20 protein-coding genes and 2 pseudogenes are annotated in these 17,492 nt (G+C 36.1%); 16 read left to right on the top strand and 6 right to left on the bottom strand.

Annotated elements, in window-relative coordinates; genetic code table 11:
* The first annotated feature begins 58 nt into the window (after positions 1-58).
* Complete coding sequence (locus SAGCYANO_RS10920) at positions 59-361, top strand: hypothetical protein (RefSeq protein ID WP_202220102.1); 303 nt, start codon at positions 59-61, stop codon at positions 359-361.
* Positions 362-616: 255 nt separating this feature from the next.
* Here the strand turns inward: SAGCYANO_RS10920 and SAGCYANO_RS10915 are convergent, their stop codons facing one another.
* Positions 617-1,576, bottom strand: a complete 960-nt coding sequence (locus tag SAGCYANO_RS10915; protein ID WP_202220101.1) for an alcohol dehydrogenase catalytic domain-containing protein — start codon at positions 1,574-1,576, stop codon at positions 617-619.
* A 461-nt stretch (positions 1,577-2,037) separates the two neighbouring features.
* Here SAGCYANO_RS10915 and SAGCYANO_RS10910 point away from each other — a divergent pair, with 461 nt between their 5' ends.
* The 4 genes and pseudogenes from SAGCYANO_RS10910 to SAGCYANO_RS10900 all read left to right on the top strand — a co-directional run bounded on the left by SAGCYANO_RS10910 (position 2,038) and on the right by SAGCYANO_RS10900 (position 5,612).
* Positions 2,038-2,457: a hypothetical protein gene (locus tag SAGCYANO_RS10910; RefSeq protein ID WP_202220100.1), complete on the top strand. Its 420-nt coding sequence runs from the start codon at positions 2,038-2,040 to the stop codon at positions 2,455-2,457.
* Positions 2,458-2,523: 66 nt separating this feature from the next.
* Positions 2,524-4,053: a caspase family protein gene (locus SAGCYANO_RS10905; protein ID WP_202220099.1), complete on the top strand. Its 1,530-nt coding sequence runs from the start codon at positions 2,524-2,526 to the stop codon at positions 4,051-4,053.
* 942 nt (positions 4,054-4,995) lie between these two features.
* A pseudogene (locus tag SAGCYANO_RS44545) lies at positions 4,996-5,106 on the top strand (Uma2 family endonuclease); the annotation flags it as partial.
* Positions 5,107-5,156: 50 nt separating this feature from the next.
* On the top strand, positions 5,157-5,612 hold the full coding sequence (locus SAGCYANO_RS10900) for a pentapeptide repeat-containing protein (RefSeq protein ID WP_202220098.1): 456 nt from the start codon (positions 5,157-5,159) through the stop codon (positions 5,610-5,612).
* 603 nt (positions 5,613-6,215) lie between these two features.
* On the opposite strand, the pseudogene SAGCYANO_RS50205 reads toward SAGCYANO_RS10900, so the two are convergent.
* From SAGCYANO_RS50205 to SAGCYANO_RS10880, 4 genes and pseudogenes are all read right to left on the bottom strand, one after another.
* Positions 6,216-7,475 (bottom strand): annotated as a pseudogene (locus SAGCYANO_RS50205) (RNA-guided endonuclease InsQ/TnpB family protein).
* Between the two features lie 74 nt (positions 7,476-7,549).
* The gene (locus SAGCYANO_RS10890) at positions 7,550-7,705 is read right to left on the bottom strand and encodes a hypothetical protein (RefSeq protein ID WP_202220097.1); all 156 of its coding nucleotides are present in this window, start codon (positions 7,703-7,705) and stop codon (positions 7,550-7,552) included.
* Positions 7,706-7,753: 48 nt separating this feature from the next.
* The gene (locus tag SAGCYANO_RS10885; RefSeq protein WP_202220096.1) at positions 7,754-8,803 is read right to left on the bottom strand and encodes a mannose-1-phosphate guanylyltransferase; all 1,050 of its coding nucleotides are present in this window, start codon (positions 8,801-8,803) and stop codon (positions 7,754-7,756) included.
* A 447-nt stretch (positions 8,804-9,250) separates the two neighbouring features.
* A complete protein-coding gene (locus SAGCYANO_RS10880) occupies positions 9,251-10,030 on the bottom strand; it encodes an RNA-guided endonuclease TnpB family protein (protein WP_202220095.1) in 780 nt (259 codons plus the stop codon).
* Between the two features lie 1,926 nt (positions 10,031-11,956).
* Here SAGCYANO_RS10880 and SAGCYANO_RS10875 point away from each other — a divergent pair.
* From SAGCYANO_RS10875 to SAGCYANO_RS10825, 11 genes are all read left to right on the top strand, one after another.
* On the top strand, positions 11,957-13,291 hold the full coding sequence (locus SAGCYANO_RS10875; protein WP_202220094.1) for an LCP family protein: 1,335 nt from the start codon (positions 11,957-11,959) through the stop codon (positions 13,289-13,291).
* Positions 13,292-13,713: 422 nt separating this feature from the next.
* The gene (locus SAGCYANO_RS10870; protein ID WP_202220093.1) at positions 13,714-13,866 is read left to right on the top strand and encodes a hypothetical protein; all 153 of its coding nucleotides are present in this window, start codon (positions 13,714-13,716) and stop codon (positions 13,864-13,866) included.
* Between the two features lie 81 nt (positions 13,867-13,947).
* The gene (locus tag SAGCYANO_RS10865) at positions 13,948-14,100 is read left to right on the top strand and encodes a hypothetical protein (protein WP_202220093.1); all 153 of its coding nucleotides are present in this window, start codon (positions 13,948-13,950) and stop codon (positions 14,098-14,100) included.
* 81 nt (positions 14,101-14,181) lie between these two features.
* Positions 14,182-14,334 (top strand): hypothetical protein, encoded by a 153-nt coding sequence (locus tag SAGCYANO_RS10860; protein WP_202220093.1) that lies wholly within the window; start codon positions 14,182-14,184, stop codon positions 14,332-14,334.
* 81 nt (positions 14,335-14,415) lie between these two features.
* The gene (locus SAGCYANO_RS10855) at positions 14,416-14,568 is read left to right on the top strand and encodes a hypothetical protein (RefSeq protein WP_202220093.1); all 153 of its coding nucleotides are present in this window, start codon (positions 14,416-14,418) and stop codon (positions 14,566-14,568) included.
* A gap of 81 nt (positions 14,569-14,649) precedes the next feature.
* Positions 14,650-14,802, top strand: coding sequence for a hypothetical protein (locus SAGCYANO_RS10850; RefSeq protein WP_202220093.1), 153 nt, complete (start codon positions 14,650-14,652; stop codon positions 14,800-14,802).
* Between the two features lie 81 nt (positions 14,803-14,883).
* The gene (locus tag SAGCYANO_RS10845; protein ID WP_202220093.1) at positions 14,884-15,036 is read left to right on the top strand and encodes a hypothetical protein; all 153 of its coding nucleotides are present in this window, start codon (positions 14,884-14,886) and stop codon (positions 15,034-15,036) included.
* A gap of 81 nt (positions 15,037-15,117) precedes the next feature.
* Positions 15,118-15,270 (top strand): hypothetical protein, encoded by a 153-nt coding sequence (locus SAGCYANO_RS10840; protein ID WP_202220093.1) that lies wholly within the window; start codon positions 15,118-15,120, stop codon positions 15,268-15,270.
* Positions 15,271-15,351: 81 nt separating this feature from the next.
* A complete protein-coding gene (locus SAGCYANO_RS10835) occupies positions 15,352-15,504 on the top strand; it encodes a hypothetical protein (RefSeq protein WP_202220093.1) in 153 nt (50 codons plus the stop codon).
* An 81-nt stretch (positions 15,505-15,585) separates the two neighbouring features.
* On the top strand, positions 15,586-15,723 hold the full coding sequence (locus SAGCYANO_RS10830; RefSeq protein ID WP_202220092.1) for a hypothetical protein: 138 nt from the start codon (positions 15,586-15,588) through the stop codon (positions 15,721-15,723).
* A 5-nt stretch (positions 15,724-15,728) separates the two neighbouring features.
* Entirely contained in the window at positions 15,729-16,199 is a 471-nt protein-coding gene (locus tag SAGCYANO_RS10825) for a transposase (protein WP_202220241.1), read from the top strand.
* A 247-nt stretch (positions 16,200-16,446) separates the two neighbouring features.
* On the opposite strand, the gene SAGCYANO_RS10820 is transcribed toward SAGCYANO_RS10825, so the two are convergent.
* On the bottom strand, positions 16,447-17,492 hold a 1,046-nt coding region (locus tag SAGCYANO_RS10820), incomplete at its 5' end, for a penicillin-binding transpeptidase domain-containing protein (RefSeq protein WP_255502531.1).

Raw genomic sequence — 17,492 nt, 5'->3', positions numbered from 1 at the left:
TAATCTTAAAAATTGGATTAAGTTTAAAGTTATGTAATTATGTTATGAATTAGTAACCATGTTTCAGCTTATCTATTTTGTAGTTCATGCCATACAACCATTTTTGGTTCCTATCTGTTTTGTCTTTGCTTGGGGATTGATAATTTTAACGGTCTGGAGTATAATCGGCGCCCTAGTTGATTCTGTCCGTAGAGCAAAACAAATGCACGAAATTCCCTGTGCTAATTGTCTATTTTTTACTGGAGATTATCATCTCAAATGTCCTGTACAACCTAAAGTTGCTCTTTCAGAAAAAGCAATTAATTGTATTGACTATAAACCTAAATCTGTGAGTTGGTACGACCGGATTAATTCCTATTGAAGAAGGATTCAACAATTAATAATTAATAATTAATAATTAATAATTAGGATTTGCTGATTAAATCTAAAACCAATGACAGATAAAGGATTCAGCCTTTAAAGGAGCGAAAAAAGTGCCTGGTTCTCTGTTGAAAACCCTCAAAAACTTAGGATAAAAGATAGGGGGGATAGCAGAAAAATCACGATCGACAATTGTTCCAGCTATCTTTTCTATAATTCCTTGTTTTTCCTAACTACTCTCTACTCCCCTACTCCCCTACTCCTGCTCAATATCCACTAATACTTTTAATACTCCCTTCTTCTGAGCATGAGCAAAAGCATCAATTCCTGCTTCTAGAGGATAATGAGCTTGGATTAATGGCCTAACATTAACCTTGTGTTGTGATAAAAGTTCCAGTGCAGGTTTAAAAGGTCCACAACGAGAACCCACCAAAGTAATTTCATCCACCACCAACGACGAAATATCCAAACTCAGATTTCCAGCATAAGTACTTTTGAGGACCAAAATACCACAAGGACGAAGGGCACGACGAGCGATCGCAAATCCTTCTGGGTTGCCTGTACATTCCACTGCCACATCAAAAGCTCCTGTAATAACCGCATCAGCAAACCCAGTTTTAATTCCCCGCTCCTCTAAATTTGCCAGTTTTTCCCGATGACGACCAATAACCAATAACTGACAATCAGTTAAAGCTAAAGTTTGTGCCACCAATTGTCCAAGTTTGCCATCCCCCACAACTAAAACTTTATCTACCGGACAAATTTGTATCTGTTGTTGAATTTCTAATGCTGCTGCTACTGGCTCAGTAAATGTAGCTTCATCGGTTGAGACATTTTCAGGTACTGGATGGAGATTTTTTGCTGGCAAAGTGAGATATTCGGCAAAAGCTCCATCGCGGTTAACTATTCCCAAGACTGTCCGATTTTCACAATGGGTGGGTTGGTTGCTTAAGCAAAAGCGACAATAACCACAAGCGGCATTAATTTCTCCGACCACTCGTCGATTGAGTAAATTTTCAGGTCCTTGTTCGACCACACCGACAAACTCATGGCCCAGGATACCTTTGTAGGGATAGTAACCTCTAAGAAGTTCTAGGTCTGTATTGCAGATGCCGGCACGCAAGACCCGGACGAGTGCTTCTCCTTCTGGGGGTTCGGGTGTGGGGAGGTTGGTGCGGAGTTGGAGTTGTTGGTTTTCTAGCCAGATTCCTTTCATTATTTCTATTGTCTTTTTTGAGTAGGTTTGCTTAATTTGATTTTAGCGAGTAGTTTCTTTCGGGCATAGTTGAATTTTTGATAGATTATTCCAAAAATTATAATTATAGACTTTTGCTAGATTATGACTAAGGAATAAGAATTCAATAAAGTCCAGAATTTTTTTAAGAACTCACATGATAGGGAGCTTAGGTAGTTCCACTTGTGTAGATAATCAAATCCTCATTCCTGAATGGTAAGTATTCAGCTATCTCCAATTCAGCGTTTAACTTTTGAACTTAATAGCTTACTAAAGTTAGCTGACGGTTGAATGCTTACCCTATTATCTAAAAATTTTACAAGTCAATAATTTTCCCTATTTTTGTGAGTATATTTGCCTGTAGAAAAGATTATATGTCAGATGTTAGGGTTTAATTAATAGACTCAGGAATATCTCATTAATATAGTTTTGGAGATTAACTAATGCCAGATTTTAATTCTGATTTAGAACCTAAGCTTTGGATGATTACCAATATCTCACAAGAAAGTTTAACTGGAGGAGAAAAATGGGGTGGAGGTTTTGCAGGTGGAGTTATGGATTTTGATGAGGATTCTTCTGAGGATTCTTCTCAAAAATCACATAATAATTCTGCCAAAGGTTTAGTATCAGTTCCTGTCAGGAAGCTTCAGGAAAATTTGCAGGGATTTATGAAAGTTGTGGGAGATTTATTTATTCAAGCTGAAAAACAAGCAGCAACAAAAGAAAAACCTGGAATGCAGCTTGACCAAATTGAAGTTTCTGTAGGAGTTAATGCAGAAGGAGAAGTAGGTTTTTGGGGGCTAACAAAAGGAAAAGTCGGGGGTATTACAGAAATTAAACTTACCTTTAAGCGACAGGAATAATAGAAAGGTAAGAGGCAGAAAATTATTTTTTCTCTACCGATAATTTAATTTAGATTAGCGAAGCAAATGAATACTAATAATTGGGCAATTTTAATTGGCATTAATCAATATAACTTTTTACAACCCCTTCAATTTGCTAAGGCAGATGCTGAGGCAATGCACAGTTTGTTAAAAGAAGAAGATTTGGAGTTCAAAAATGTATTTTTATTTACCGAAGATTCACCACCTATACAAAAAGCTAATCCTCCAATTCCAACTCAACCAACTTTCGGTATTTTAGATGCTTTTTTTGATGTTCAATTCGATAGACCTCCAAAAAATCCACCAGATAATCTTTGGTTTTTCTTTTCAGGACATGGAATGCCTGGAGCAGATGGGGATTATTTGATGCTTTCAGATAGTAATCCTGGAAGGTTAGATAGAACGGCGATCGCTGTTAACTACATTACTGAAAGATTGCGTAACTGGAGGGCAAAAAATGTGGTGATGTTTATTGATGCTTGTCGTAATGAAGCAGCTAGTAAAGGTGAACAAATACAAACTAAAGATTATCAGGGAATAATTACATTTTATTCTTGTGATGCAAAAGAGCGGTCTTATGAAATTCAAACCTTTAAGAAAGGAGCATTTACTCATGTTTTGCTTGAAGCATTAAAGTTGAGAAAAAATCAATGTTTTACGGTAGGAGCTTTGGAAAAATATTTGATGGAAAAAGTTCCACGCTTAAATAATATGCAACATCCTTTAGCAAAAGTAGAACCTACTTATAAGCGCGATTTTATTCTATTTGGTATACCTCAAGAAGCACAGCTTGAAGAAATTAAGCGAAAAATTAAGCTTAAAGCCTTTGATTTAGAACATATAGATCCACAATTAGCTTGGGAAAGTTGGTGGGAAATTTGGCATTATGACAATTCAGATCGAGATATGAAGAATGCTCTAATCAGAGTTGCTTCAAAACTTGACCAAATTGTATTTGCTAATTATGCCAATCGAACGGATACTAAATTACCTTCTGAGGTTGAAGAAATTAAACTCCGAGCCTATCAGAAAGAATATACAGATCCACAATGGGCTGTTGAACTTTTTTTAGAGGTTTTATCTTATGACATTTGGAATATAAATCTGATAAATGCTTTAATTAGAGTTGCAGAGCTAGCGAATAATCAGTTAATATCCTCCAAGTCTTCAGTAGATAAAAACGAAGTTTTAGCTGAAGTTCTTAATAATCCTGATAATTATCTAGTTAAACCAAACAAAAAATCACCTTTACCTAAGGAAATAATCCCTTTTGGAACACCTCTGCCAGACTTGAAACTGCCTCAAGTTTACAATCCATTGCAAGACCCTAATGTGGAGATAATTTATAGTCATAGTTCAAAACTAGAAGCTAATTTCCGGGTTCAAGCTGACAATTCAAACGAATCTTCTAATGCCCCAATTACACCAGACAAAACACCACCTTCAAACAACCAAAAAACTGCTGAAAGAAACAGTTCAAAAAACAAACAAGCAGATAATTACGATCCAGCTATACACAATCTAGATGGTACGCTCCGAAGTCGTCCAATACCAACTCATAAGTGGGAAATTTAATTTATTAATACGGCACTTTCCTTTCCATCAACGTAAAACTCAGAAACTTTCTTAAAGGCAAAAAAAGCTGAAACCAATATCAGTCAATGCCTTGAGATTTAATCAGCAAACCCTAATTAGACCTACCTACTTAACTCTGAAAAGATAAAAAATCAAAAATAGAGCGATCGCTCCAACCACCTTAGAGTATGACAAAGTAATCAGAAAGTTATCATTACCTTCTGTTTTACTTTATCCCAGGGAGGGCAAAATTAATTTCAAAAACAAAACTAAATTTTCACCCTTCAATATAAATTATACTAATCAAATTAATTTTTAAGATTATTTCTTCCAATCAAAATATGCTCATTTTTCGCTAATTATTACAAAATATTTCACGAACTTGCGTTATTTCAGCGATTTGTATCATACTCTGTACATTGAGATACGATGCCAATTTTATAATTAAATTCAAAAAAAGACCTTTTCAAGAAAGCTATAACCTTGTATTTACGTTAATTGCAGATCAAATCTGCTAATTTTCAGCAAAGTTAGATAACCTCAAAAAAACAAATTTTGAATAAGTATAGATGCCTAAGCAATTCTAGCTATTGACAAATGGTAGATAATAAGTTGTAGATTCCTGGTGCTCAATATCAGAATGTTTTTAGTGCAGAAAAACAAACCTGATTTTTCCAAAGCAACAAAAAGTTATTTCAAATCAAATTTAATACTTCCATAGATTAAGCAAAACTTTTCTAAATTTCTCTAGAGCTAATATAAAGAATGGCAATTGAAAAGATTAGGCGATCGCTCACTTTAATAACAATGATGTTCTGAAAAATGCTTTGGGAGCTGAGTTAGTTCAAGGGTTTATTGCTGTGGGTCAAACTGAGTGGGAGGTGATAAAAGATATGGAAATATAACAGGAAGGTGTTGTCGCGATATTAGCTTTGAAATTAGCAGGTAGAAATTTATCGCCCTCATCAAACTGTGAAAATTATCAAAAATCCAGCAACTTTATCTGGGGAAGATATTCTGCCTGGATTTGTTTTAGATTTATTAGATTTATAGGATATTTTTTAGATAACTTTAAGGAAATAAATAGGTTTTTTAGAGGAGTTATGAACAAACAAGAATTTCTCAAATATTATATGGCAGGACAGAGAGTGTTTAATGGAATAGTCTTGCGAGGGGTAGACTTAAGTGGAGCTAATTTGGAAAGGATTATTTTGAACGATGTTAACCTTAGTAATACCAATTTAGTAAATGCAAACTTAGAGTCGGCTGACTTTAGTTATACTGATTTTACTAATGCTAATTTGAGTGGCGCTAATTTAGATTACACCAAATGGTGTGGTTCTAACTTAACAAACGCGAACCTAACTAATGCTAGTTTAACTTCTATTATTTTCGATGGTGCTAATCTCACTGGTACTAATATGACAAATGCTGATAACCTGACTGGTAGTATGAAAGATGCTGTATTTTATAATACGATTATGCCTGATGGCTCTGTTTTCACAGATCCCCATCATGCCTTTCTGATAGAAATGTGGGAGTGGGAGCTAAAAGATTAAGTAAATATCATTCTTCCATTAAGATTTCATAACCGAAGAACCATAACAAAGAAAATTATTAAAATTTTGACAACAATTATATCAATCAGGGAAAAATTTTTTGTCGGAACTTGTTTTAGATTTGTCAGATATTTTGTAGGAGCAGTAATGATGAATAAGTGATATAAAAAACTTCAGAACGTAAATTAAATAAGACCAGAAATTTCTGGTTTGTGCCTTAGAAAAATCTTGAGGATAATTAATTTTATCGTGCTTTATTTTATTCTTATTCCTTTACAGCAACAGAATGAAAAAAAAAGTAAGAAATAAAGCTTTGAAATACCTATTTATTACCAATACTTCAATAGTCGATTTAAGCTTAAGTAGGAATTTATATAGTATCCGGAAATTAGTTGTCGTATGATTTATACCAAATTGAGTAGATAGAGATAGATCGATGTGATGTAATGAATTTCATCATTCTATGCAACCTCATATAAAACTGGTATAAGGAGTCGGGAAAAAAAGAAGGATAAGAGTGGGAATTATCTGGGGATATTCCAGCATTTTATGTCTGCATTGAATGGAAGTAGAAAGTACGATAATTGTTTGACACTCCCCACTCTAAAGAGATGGGGATTCTTGGCTCAATGACTCACCATTACCTAGCAGGATATCTCCAACTAAGCCAGAGGGCGTGTCTCCCCAAGCGTAAGTTCCGGTGTGCCCCACCGTACATAGTGCTTTTTGTAGGATGTTTCTTGCAGCATTTACATCTCTATCTGCTTCATACCCACAGTGAGGACAAACATGGGTTCTTACAGACAGAGACTTTTTGACAACTTACCCACAGTTAGAACAATTCTGACTTGTATAGTTAGGTGGTACTGCTACTGTAGCCTTGCCATACTTAAAAGCAAAATATTCTAGCCAAAGTCGAAAAGTTGACCAAGCAACATCATTGATTGATTTAGCTAGCCTTCGATTTTTTACCATACCTTTTACATTCAAATCTGCCTTCGGCACGCCGCTCCGCGTCTACATAAGCTATCAAATCGTGTTTATTGAACTACGCAATATGCAACTCTCTTTACATATTCTTTACGTTGCCTACTTACTCTCAAATGCTTCCGTGCATATCTATTTCTAGCTTTATGGTAGTTGTTTGACTGGGGTTTTGCTCCTTTCTTGTACTTCTTAGATTTTTGACGATTTGCTCTATTTAGCTGCTTTTCAGACTTTCTGTAAAACTGAGGGTTTTCTATAGTCTTGGCATTACTATCAGCCAAGAAATATTTAATTCCGACATCTAAACCTAATGCTTTTCCTGTTGGTAGGGGCGAATGGCCATTCGCCCCTACAATTTTTAAATCTATTTGAATAGCAAATTGAGCATAATAACCGCAACTCACGTTTAACTAACCTTACTCGTTTGATTTGGTTCAGTTGATAGTAGTTTAAATCATAAGTACCTTTTAATTTCAAAGTACCTGTGTTTTTCTTGTCTGAAAAAGTAATTGCTTTTCTATGTTCTGATAACTTCCATCCAGAAGTTTTATATTCTACAGAACGACAATGCTTTTTAAATTTAGGATAACTCTTTTTACCTTGGATTTTTTTCTTGCAGTTATCGTAAAATCTAGATATAGCAGACCAAGCTCTTTCCGCAGCCGATTGTCGAGCCATTGAGTTGAGTTCTGAGGCAAATTCAAACTCTTGAGCCAATACTTTGCAATATTTATTTAGGTCGTATTTACTCACACCTTTATTATCCATCCAATATCTTAAACACTTGTTTTGAATGAATTGAGATGTCCTAATGGCCTCATTTATTGCTTGATATTGCTCAGGTTTAGCTTTGACTTTAAACTCGTAAATTATCATTTTGGCTCGACCTACCCTTTATATTTATGCTATTATGTATAGCATAATTAACTCACGAAAATGTCTTGAGAAAATTAGATATTTTCTACAGGCGACTGAAGTTGCCCGGAGAGCTTTTCATCCATGCGCTGAAGCGACATGGTTTTCAAGAAGAGCGAATTCGCCCGATAACCAGATTTCATATTAGTCCCTAAACCCGTACAACTAAAAATACTTCCTCCTTCTTGCATCTCCCTTCTCCCTTCTTCCCTCTTTCTTCCTCCTTCTTCCTTCTTCCCCTACAATAAATCCTTAAATTTAGGATTATTAGCCAAACTCTTCAAAACTTGCTTAATATCCTGAGACCGCTCCTTTTTCACAATCAAAGTCACATTCCCATCCCTAACAACAACCACATCCTCCAAACCAATAGTCACAATAGCATCATCATCACTAGAGGAATAAAAAATCGACCCCTCCGTATCTAACCCCAAATGATTAGCCAACTCCACATTAACCCCATCACCCTTAACCAAACGTTCCAAAGCATTCCAGTCACCCAAATCATCCCAACCAAAAGCCACAGGTAACACAAAAGCCTTATCAGTCTTCTCCATCACAGCATAATCAATACTCTTCTTCTCCAACTGAGAATAACCCTCAGCACCCATCGCCTCCAAAATAGTCATCATCGTCGGGGCATATTTTCGTAACTCAGCCAACATAACCCCCACCCGAAACACAAAAATACCCCCATTCCAACTAAAACGACCCGTTGCTAAAAACTCCTCAGCCTTTTCCCGGTCAGGCTTTTCCGTAAACCGCGCCACTCGGTAAGCATCAAACCCACCAAAATTTCCTGCTTTTTCTCCCTGTTCAATGTATCCATAACCAGTAGAAGGGAAAGAGGGCTTCACACCTAGAGTGACAATAGCCTCCTGGTTCATTGCCAACTCAGCTGCTGCCTCCAAGGTCTTCTGGAATACTTCAGGTTCCCCGATCCAATGGTCAGCAGGGAAAAACCCCACTACTGCATCTTCCCCATAACGGCGTGCAGTCTCTATTGCTGTCCAGGCAACAGCAGGAGCTGTATCCCTTCCTTCTGGTTCTGCCAATATATTTTCCTTTGGCATCTGGGGTAACTGTTGTGCTACACCTTCGGCCAACATTGCGGATGTTACAACCCATAAACCATCCCAATTGTTAGATAATGAGAGTAATCTCTGTGCTGTTGTTTGTAACAAACTTTTACCACTGCCATCCAGAGAAAGAAACTGTTTGGGTCGATGCTTTCGACTTAAGGGCCAAAAACGTTCTCCTTTACCACCAGCAAGAATTACAGGTATCATCAGATTTTAGATTAATTAATAGATTAGACTATATCAATTGTGAACTACCCCAACTTGCTACGCTGAAGTTGGAGCTTCTGAACCCACAGGGGAATGCCTCAAGACGGACTTACCAATGGATAATTGATAATTGATAATTAATCCCCAAAGGTTTAAAGCCTCTCCTTTTTTTTAAGGAGAAAAAAGCGGTCGAGGGATGGATGGGTTTCCTAAGCATATCCAATCGACCAAGAGGAGAAATCATATTTCCTTAGAGACTGTTTGTAAAGCTTTGTAATATACAATGATTGACCTTTAAACTGTAACAACTTGGTTATTTATCCCAGATTTATAGGCTGAAATACCCAATTTGCCAGGGGTAAAAACACTTCATAATTCTTTACAAACAACCTCTTATATTCAATTCCGTAACGGTTAAAACCCGAGGTAATTATCCATTATTCATTATCAATTAATCAAGCCCACCTTTTGCTCTGACTTCCCCTCCTTCCCTACGGGACGCTGCACGAACAGCAGCAGTCCTTCCAAGACCGATAGTTGTCTGATGTCTTCTGCTCTAATATTCTTGCCGACATTTTCATCCCTATCATGGTGTGTGCCACAATTCGGAGAAGTCCACTCTCTCATTTCTAATGGCATTTCTGACATTTGGTAGAGACAATTACAGCAAGTTTTAGAACTAGGGAACCATCTGTCAATTTCTATTAACAAACTTCCTTTTTGTTGTAGTTTATAGTCAAGGAAATTGACAAACATCCCCCATCCGACATCAGATATTGCTTTAGCTAGCTTATGATTATAAACCATACTCTTGATGTTGAGGTTCTCAACGACCACTACTTGATTATCATTGACGATTTTTCTGGATAATTTATGTAGAAAGTCTTGACGGGCATTGCTAATACGTTCGTAAATTCTTGCCACTAGCTGGGGTGCTTTTTGTCTTGAAATACTTCCTTTTTTCTTACGAGCTAATAAAGCTAGTTTTCTGGCTAAGTTTTTCTGATGTTTCTTGAGGTGTCTAGGATGATTATATTTTAGATGTTTTTCTCCATCATGGGTAATACAAAAATCTTTTAATCCCAGATCGATACCAATAACCTTACCAGTTAACACCACTTCCGGAGTTTCTTGTTTAGTGTCGAATAATAATGAAGCATAATACTTTCGAGTAGGTGTTTTAGTTATAGTTACCGAAAAATTCAGGTATAAAGCCTCTCCATTCATGGAGAAAAAGCGGTCGAGGGATGGCGAGGTCTCCTCGCTGGCCGACCATCGACTAAGAGAAGAAAAAAAATCCTTTTAACCAATCCTCTTAAATTTATAAGAAGAGGTAATTCTAAATTCGCGCATTCTTAATTCTAAATTCTTGAAAGTTTTTAATTGACCATCAAATAATCTATGAATTGAGGCTTTAATTATTCCGACTTGAGGGATTTTCACTCCATTGTCAACTACTTGAGTGTTTTAAGAATATTGGCAGGATTGTTTCCCACGATCAGATTTGAATCTCGGGTAGTTAGCCCTTTTTTCAAAAAAGTTCTTAAATGCCTTGGTTAGTTTCAGGGTTGTTGACTGCAAAACTTGAGAATAACATTCTTTCAACCATGCAGTTTCTTCAGATTTTTTGAGCTTGGGCAAAACTGGATTGAGAGCAACTTGGCTTAATCCCTTGCCTGTTTGTTGATAAGTTTCATTGCACAGGTTTAAGGCATAATTCCACCACTATCTAGCACACCCCATGACTTGAGGATCGTTTTTGGGATTGTTCAGGTGATGGATAGATTCTGACTTTGATGGCTCTGTACAAGGATTTGAGGAAAACTCTAGTTAAGTGTAAATCATATTACCATAAATTTTCAGACAATGTGGACGCTTCGCGGTTTGATATTTTGGTCTGGTATTCATCCTCACCGCAATAGAAGGTAATAGAAGGATGGGGAATTCTGCCCGACATTTGGTTAAATTCTCATTGCCCGTTTTTCCCAAGTTACCCAACTATGGAATTTGCTGATTTTTTGAGGAGATGCTAAAAGCTTTAATTTTATAGCAGTTTGATCGGAATTCTTGTAGAAGTCAGGGAATAGGGAATAGGGAATAGGGGATAGGGGGATGAAATTGTTTATTTAATACTTCTTGAAGTCAAAAATTATTCTACTTATGTTAATTACTTAATAACTGAAGTGTCACCTAAGTAGGGCTTGCTGAATAAAATTGTAATCAATACCAGTTCAGACTTCCAAGGTTAAATATTGCTGAGGGGGTGCAAGGTTTTTGGCTCAATTAGTCTCAAAATGTTAATATTTTTCCCCTGACAATGCCGAAAATTGTACCGTAGCAGATAGTCTAGACTGTTGCCTGTTGCTTTCCGGAGCTGTTGCCTATCATCACCATCAGACTTTTTCAGCAAACCCTAAGTATAGCATGACTTTTGGTAATTGGTATCAGACACACTTCATTACAGTCAGAAGTTAGATTTTATAGGCTAAAAACTTTGACAATAAAATAGCTTCAGGCAATTAATTGGAATTTAAAGAAGCGAAACTATTTGTAATATCCTGAAAGTGAATTGGTATAAATATTTAGCATTTAAACTCAGTTATTAATTATTACCAATTCAGAAGCGGTCTATATCTATCCTTATTTGTTCCATTTCTATACCAAAGAAAGAGTTGGTGTTTGACTTATGCGGATGATAAACCTTAGACAGAGAAATGTTTTTCCTGCTATTCCCTGTTCTCTGTTCACTATTACCGAATAATTAAGGTAAAAATCCTCTCCTTTAAAGGAGAAACAATGAATTAATTTTCCTTTTATTCAATCCTATTCGTTTTATGGAGAGGTAATTATCAATTATCAATTATCCATTATCAATTATCAATTATTGAACTGCTATAACCATTAACTTCTATAGAACCTATTTGGTATCTTTACAAAGATAGGGGTTTTTGGCTACCGGAGGACCGACTCAGGAGTTCGAGAAATAGAATAGAAGAAAGGTGGAAATTTACCCCCCTATTCTCTACTCCCTACTCCCTCTTTTCTGAATCAATTATTTCCCTCTGTCCCTCCTTTGGAGGAGATGCCTACATAGATCCCATAAGATTTCTATAGCTACAGCAATAATCTTACTTTTAAATATTAACTTTTATTATGAATAATACTTCTCCTACTGAGTCCCGGTCTATTTTGCAGAAATTGTGGTTCTGGATACTTGTATTAGTTTTGAGTGGAACTACAACTACTTCTTTTGGGGCAATAACTGCTCTATTTGCTCCGGTTGAACCACAGTTTTTCAGCGAACTACTCCAGAAATTTACCTCAGATGTCTTGTGGCGTAAGCGTCTGCCTTACCAACTATCAAAACCTATGAATATTCTAGTTATGGGAATTGACCAAGTTTCAGGAGTGGCAGAAAATTCTCCAGATGTGTTTGAGGGTCGTAGCGATACTTTACTATTAGTACAAGCTAATCCTACTACTCAGACTGTGAGTTTACTTTCAGTACCACGAGATACTCAAGTCCTAATTCCCAAAATTGGTATTGCTAAAATTAATGAAGCTAATATTTATGGTGGGCCAGAACTGGTAGAAAGTGTTTTAGAGAATACTTTAAGTGGTTTTGAGATTGACCGATATGTGCGAGTTAGTAAGGGAGGGTTTCGAGAATTAGTTGAACAACTAGGTGGGGTAGAAATTTTTGTCCCTCAACCTATGTCTTATACTGATAATACTCAGCAGCTAAAAATAGATTTAAAGCCTGGTTGGCAAACTCTCAATGGAGAACAAGCAGAACAATTTGCTCGTTTCCGAGATGAAGTTCATGGAGATATTGGTCGTATTCAACGACAACAAGTTTTGCTCAAGGCGCTCCGAAACCGCGTTACTAATGTGGCAGTTTTACCTCGGTTGCCTCATATTATTCAGGTAATGCTGAAGTATGTTGATACTAATTTAAGTTTTCCAGAAATGTTGGCTTTGGTGAGTTTTAGTCTTGATTTAGAACGAGATGATTTGAGAATGGTAATGTTGCCAGGAAGAGCTAGTTCTAGTAATGAGTATTTGACTAGCTATTGGATTATAGACCAACCTGGTCGAGACCGAATTCTTGAACAATATTTTAATTTCAAGTTAGAAGATTTTAATTATAACGATCTATTTCATCCGAAAAAAGTTAATGAAACTTTGTCTTTTGAGGCTAAAATAGCAGTTCAAAATGCCTCTAGTAATTCTCAAGCAGCGACAAATTTTGCTCAGTATTTGCGCGATAAAGGATTCTACAATGTTTATGTAGTTTCTGATTGGCCTGACAAAGAACCTTTGACTCAAATTATTGTTCAAGGAGGTTATTTGGAGTCTGCTGAAGTTGTGAAAAATGCTTTGGGTTTTGGTAAGATTGAGCCTGCTTCTATTGGTGAAATAGGTTCTGATTTTACTGTTCGATTAGGGGAAGATTCGGTCGATATCATTAATAGTTTCCAGGAATAGGATAAATTACCTTAGTTTTATACCAAATTCAAAAAAGGTCGCTACAGTATTAATCTCAAAACTCCTACCAACAGAATAAAGCACTGTAACAGTATTTTTTAAAAATGGTATTAGTTAAGTTAATAGTTTTTATTTTCTGATTTATCTGACAAAGAACCTTTGATTTAAATTCTTGTTCAAGGGGATTATTTGGAGTCTGCTGAAGTTGTGAAAAATGCTTTGGGTTTTGGTAAGATTGAGCCTACTTCTATTGGTGAAATAGGTTCTGATTTTACTGTTCGATTAGGGAAGATTCCGTTGATATAATTAATAGTTTCCAGGAACAGGATAAATTACCTTAGTTTTAGTTAAGTTAATAGTTTTTATTTTCTGATTTATCTGACAAAGAACCTTTGATTTAAATTCTTGTTCAAGGGGATTATTTGGAGTCTGCTGAAGTTGTGAAAAATGCTTTGGGTTTTGGTAAGATTGAGCCTACTTCTATTGGTGAAATAGGTTCTGATTTTACTGTTCGATTAGGGGAAGATTCCGTTGATATAATTAATAGTTTCCAGGAACAGGATAAATTACCTTAGTTTTAGTTAAGTTAATAGTTTTTATTTTCTGATTTATCTGACAAAGAACCTTTGATTTAAATTCTTGTTCAAGGGGATTATTTGGAGTCTGCTGAAGTTGTGAAAAATGCTTTGGGTTTTGGTAAGATTGAGCCTACTTCTATTGGTGAAATAGGTTCTGATTTTACTGTTCGATTAGGGGAAGATTCCGTTGATATAATTAATAGTTTCCAGGAACAGGATAAATTACCTTAGTTTTAGTTAAGTTAATAGTTTTTATTTTCTGATTTATCTGACAAAGAACCTTTGATTTAAATTCTTGTTCAAGGGGATTATTTGGAGTCTGCTGAAGTTGTGAAAAATGCTTTGGGTTTTGGTAAGATTGAGCCTACTTCTATTGGTGAAATAGGTTCTGATTTTACTGTTCGATTAGGGGAAGATTCCGTTGATATAATTAATAGTTTCCAGGAACAGGATAAATTACCTTAGTTTTAGTTAAGTTAATAGTTTTTATTTTCTGATTTATCTGACAAAGAACCTTTGATTTAAATTCTTGTTCAAGGGGATTATTTGGAGTCTGCTGAAGTTGTGAAAAATGCTTTGGGTTTTGGTAAGATTGAGCCTACTTCTATTGGTGAAATAGGTTCTGATTTTACTGTTCGATTAGGGGAAGATTCCGTTGATATAATTAATAGTTTCCAGGAACAGGATAAATTACCTTAGTTTTAGTTAAGTTAATAGTTTTTATTTTCTGATTTATCTGACAAAGAACCTTTGATTTAAATTCTTGTTCAAGGGGATTATTTGGAGTCTGCTGAAGTTGTGAAAAATGCTTTGGGTTTTGGTAAGATTGAGCCTACTTCTATTGGTGAAATAGGTTCTGATTTTACTGTTCGATTAGGGGAAGATTCCGTTGATATAATTAATAGTTTCCAGGAACAGGATAAATTACCTTAGTTTTAGTTAAGTTAATAGTTTTTATTTTCTGATTTATCTGACAAAGAACCTTTGATTTAAATTCTTGTTCAAGGGGATTATTTGGAGTCTGCTGAAGTTGTGAAAAATGCTTTGGGTTTTGGTAAGATTGAGCCTACTTCTATTGGTGAAATAGGTTCTGATTTTACTGTTCGATTAGGGGAAGATTCCGTTGATATAATTAATAGTTTCCAGGAACAGGATAAATTACCTTAGTTTTAGTTAAGTTAATAGTTTTTATTTTCTGATTTATCTGACAAAGAACCTTTGATTTAAATTCTTGTTCAAGGGGATTATTTGGAGTCTGCTGAAGTTGTGAAAAATGCTTTGGGTTTTGGTAAGATTGAGCCTACTTCTATTGGTGAAATAGGTTCTGATTTTACTGTTCGATTAGGGGAAGATTCCGTTGATATAATTAATAGTTTCCAGGAACAGGATAAATTACCTTAGTTTTAGTTAAGTTAATAGTTTTTATTTTCTGATTTATCTGACAAAGAACCTTTGATTTAAATTCTTGTTCAAGGGGATTATTTGGAGTCTGCTGAAGTTGTGAAAAATGCTTTGGGTTTTGGTAAGATTGAGCCTACTTCTATTGGTGAAATAGGTTCTGATTTTACTGTTCGATTAGGGGAAGATTCCGTTGATATAATTAATAGTTTCCAGGAACAGGATAAATTACCTTAGTTTTAGTTAAGTTAATAGTTTTTATTTTCTGATTTATCTGACAAAGAACCTTTGATTTAAATTCTTGTTCAAGGGGATTATTTGGAGTCTGCTGAAGTTGTGAAAAATGCTTTGGGTTTTGGTAAGATTGAGCCTACTTCTATTGGTGAAATAGGTTCTGATTTTACTGTTCGATTAGGGGAAGATTCCGTTGATATAATTAATAGTTTCCAGGAATAGGATAAATTAACTTAGTTTTATACCAAATTCAAAAAGGTCGCTACAGTATTAATCTCAAAACTCCTACCAACAGAATAAAGCTTGGTATTAACTTAGGAATTAGTAGTTTACTAACTACAAGTGATGGTAAAAAAGTAGCTAACCCTAAAAATCTCAAAAAGTTACACAAAAAACTGAGGTTAGCGGGGAAGTCTATGACGAGAAAAACTAAGGGGTCTCATAACTATCAGAAAGCTAGGTTGAAAGTAGCCTGGATACACACAAAAATTAAAGACTCAAGACTTGATTACACCCATAAGTTAACATACGTCGCCAATCCGACGGCTCCCCTACAGCTAATCAAAAGATACCAAACGATAGTAGTTGAGGATTTAGCCGTAAAAAACATGGTCAAGAATCATAACCCACCCCCATCCCCTCCCGGGAGGGGAGCAAGAGGGGTGGGTAGTGACGCTAACTGGTTCATTAATGGATAATGGATAATTACCTCTGGTTAAAACCGTTACGGAATTGAATATAAGGAAATATCCTAGCACTTTTCTCTTGGTCGATTGGATATGGCGAGGAAACCCGCTCTTGAGGTGAGCCGCTCCGAATTGCGCCATCCCTCGACCGCTTTTTCCCCTTGTAGAGCGACAGCTCGCGGCGCAGCCAAGGGGAGGCTAATCAAGCTGAATTATTTAATTATTAATTATTAATTATTAATTATTAATTGTTGAATATCTACTTTGATTGAGCTTGAGCATACTTGCCAAAATAAGTTTGAAAAACCTGTTTAGCAATAGGAGCAGCAGCAACAGAACCATAACCTCCATTCTCCACAATCACAGCGATCGCAATTTTTGACTGATAAGCTGGCCCAAAACCCACATATAAAGAGTGAGACCTTTGTCCAATTACTTCTGAGGTTCCTGTTTTCCCTCCTGTCAGAGGAATAGTACCATCATTAAGAGATTGTGCCGTACCATAATAAACCGCATCAATCATCCCTTCCCTAATCATCTTTATCTGTTCGGGTTTCAACCCTGTGGGAGTAGGCTTCATTTTTGGACTATTAGTTTCATTGGCCAACAAATGAGGCTTAACCTGTTTACCACCATTAGCGATCGCTGCTACTGCTGCTGCCAACTCTAATGGTGTCACCAAAACCAGACCCTGGCCAATTGCCATAGTTACTGTATCACCCAAATACCAATCATCGTTATAAATCCTACGTTTATCTTCCTCCGTAGGGATTAAACCATTATATGTAGCAGGTATACCCAGAAGGTTTAAATTTTCACCACCCAAACCAAGCTGATGTGCCCATTTAATTATTTCTTGAGGACCAATAGCCATACCTATTCGATAAAAGAAAGTATTACTACTGTAGGCTAATGCACTTCTAAAACCAATTGAACCATATCCTCCACTATGCTCATTGAAACTAATACCTCCAACATAAATTGAGTCAGAGGTATATACAAGGGAGTATGGTGAAAATTTTCCAGACCCCATAGCTGCTGAAGAAGTAACTATTTTAAAAGTACTGCCTGGAGGATAACCCTGGAGAGACCGATTTAAAAAAGATTGCTCCTGACTATGAATATTTTGCCATTTGCTTTGAGGCATAGGTTTTGTAAACACATTGGGGTTAAATCTGGGGTAACTTGCCATTGCTAAAATTTCCCCCGTATTCACATCCAGAGCAACTACTGCTCCCTTGCGAAAACCCAGAGCTTTTTCTGCTGTTTTCTGAAGGTCTATATCAAGAGTTAACTTGACTGTCT

Origin of the sequence: Okeania sp. KiyG1 (genome assembly GCF_014132355.1) — a bacterium.
Classification (GTDB): domain Bacteria; phylum Cyanobacteriota; class Cyanobacteriia; order Cyanobacteriales; family Microcoleaceae; genus Okeania.
Note: the sequence above shows the minus strand (reverse complement) of the source record. Positions and strands in the feature narration are given on the sequence as shown.

Excerpts from the sequence above, each read along its gene's own strand:
- SAGCYANO_RS10880 (WP_202220095.1), bottom strand. The coding sequence starts at position 10,030 with ATGAATGGAGAGGCTTTATACCTGAATTTTTCGGTAACTATAACTAAA.
- SAGCYANO_RS10915 (WP_202220101.1), bottom strand. The coding sequence starts at position 1,576 with ATGAAAGGAATCTGGCTAGAAAACCAACAACTCCAACTCCGCACCAAC.
- SAGCYANO_RS10920 (WP_202220102.1), top strand. The coding sequence starts at position 59 with ATGTTTCAGCTTATCTATTTTGTAGTTCATGCCATACAACCATTTTTG.
- SAGCYANO_RS10885 (WP_202220096.1), bottom strand. The coding sequence starts at position 8,803 with ATGATACCTGTAATTCTTGCTGGTGGTAAAGGAGAACGTTTTTGGCCC.
- SAGCYANO_RS10910 (WP_202220100.1), top strand. The coding sequence starts at position 2,038 with ATGCCAGATTTTAATTCTGATTTAGAACCTAAGCTTTGGATGATTACC.
- SAGCYANO_RS10875 (WP_202220094.1), top strand. The coding sequence starts at position 11,957 with ATGAATAATACTTCTCCTACTGAGTCCCGGTCTATTTTGCAGAAATTG.
- SAGCYANO_RS10900 (WP_202220098.1), top strand. The coding sequence starts at position 5,157 with ATGAACAAACAAGAATTTCTCAAATATTATATGGCAGGACAGAGAGTG.
- SAGCYANO_RS10890 (WP_202220097.1), bottom strand. The coding sequence starts at position 7,705 with ATGCAAGAAGGAGGAAGTATTTTTAGTTGTACGGGTTTAGGGACTAAT.
- SAGCYANO_RS10905 (WP_202220099.1), top strand. The coding sequence starts at position 2,524 with ATGAATACTAATAATTGGGCAATTTTAATTGGCATTAATCAATATAAC.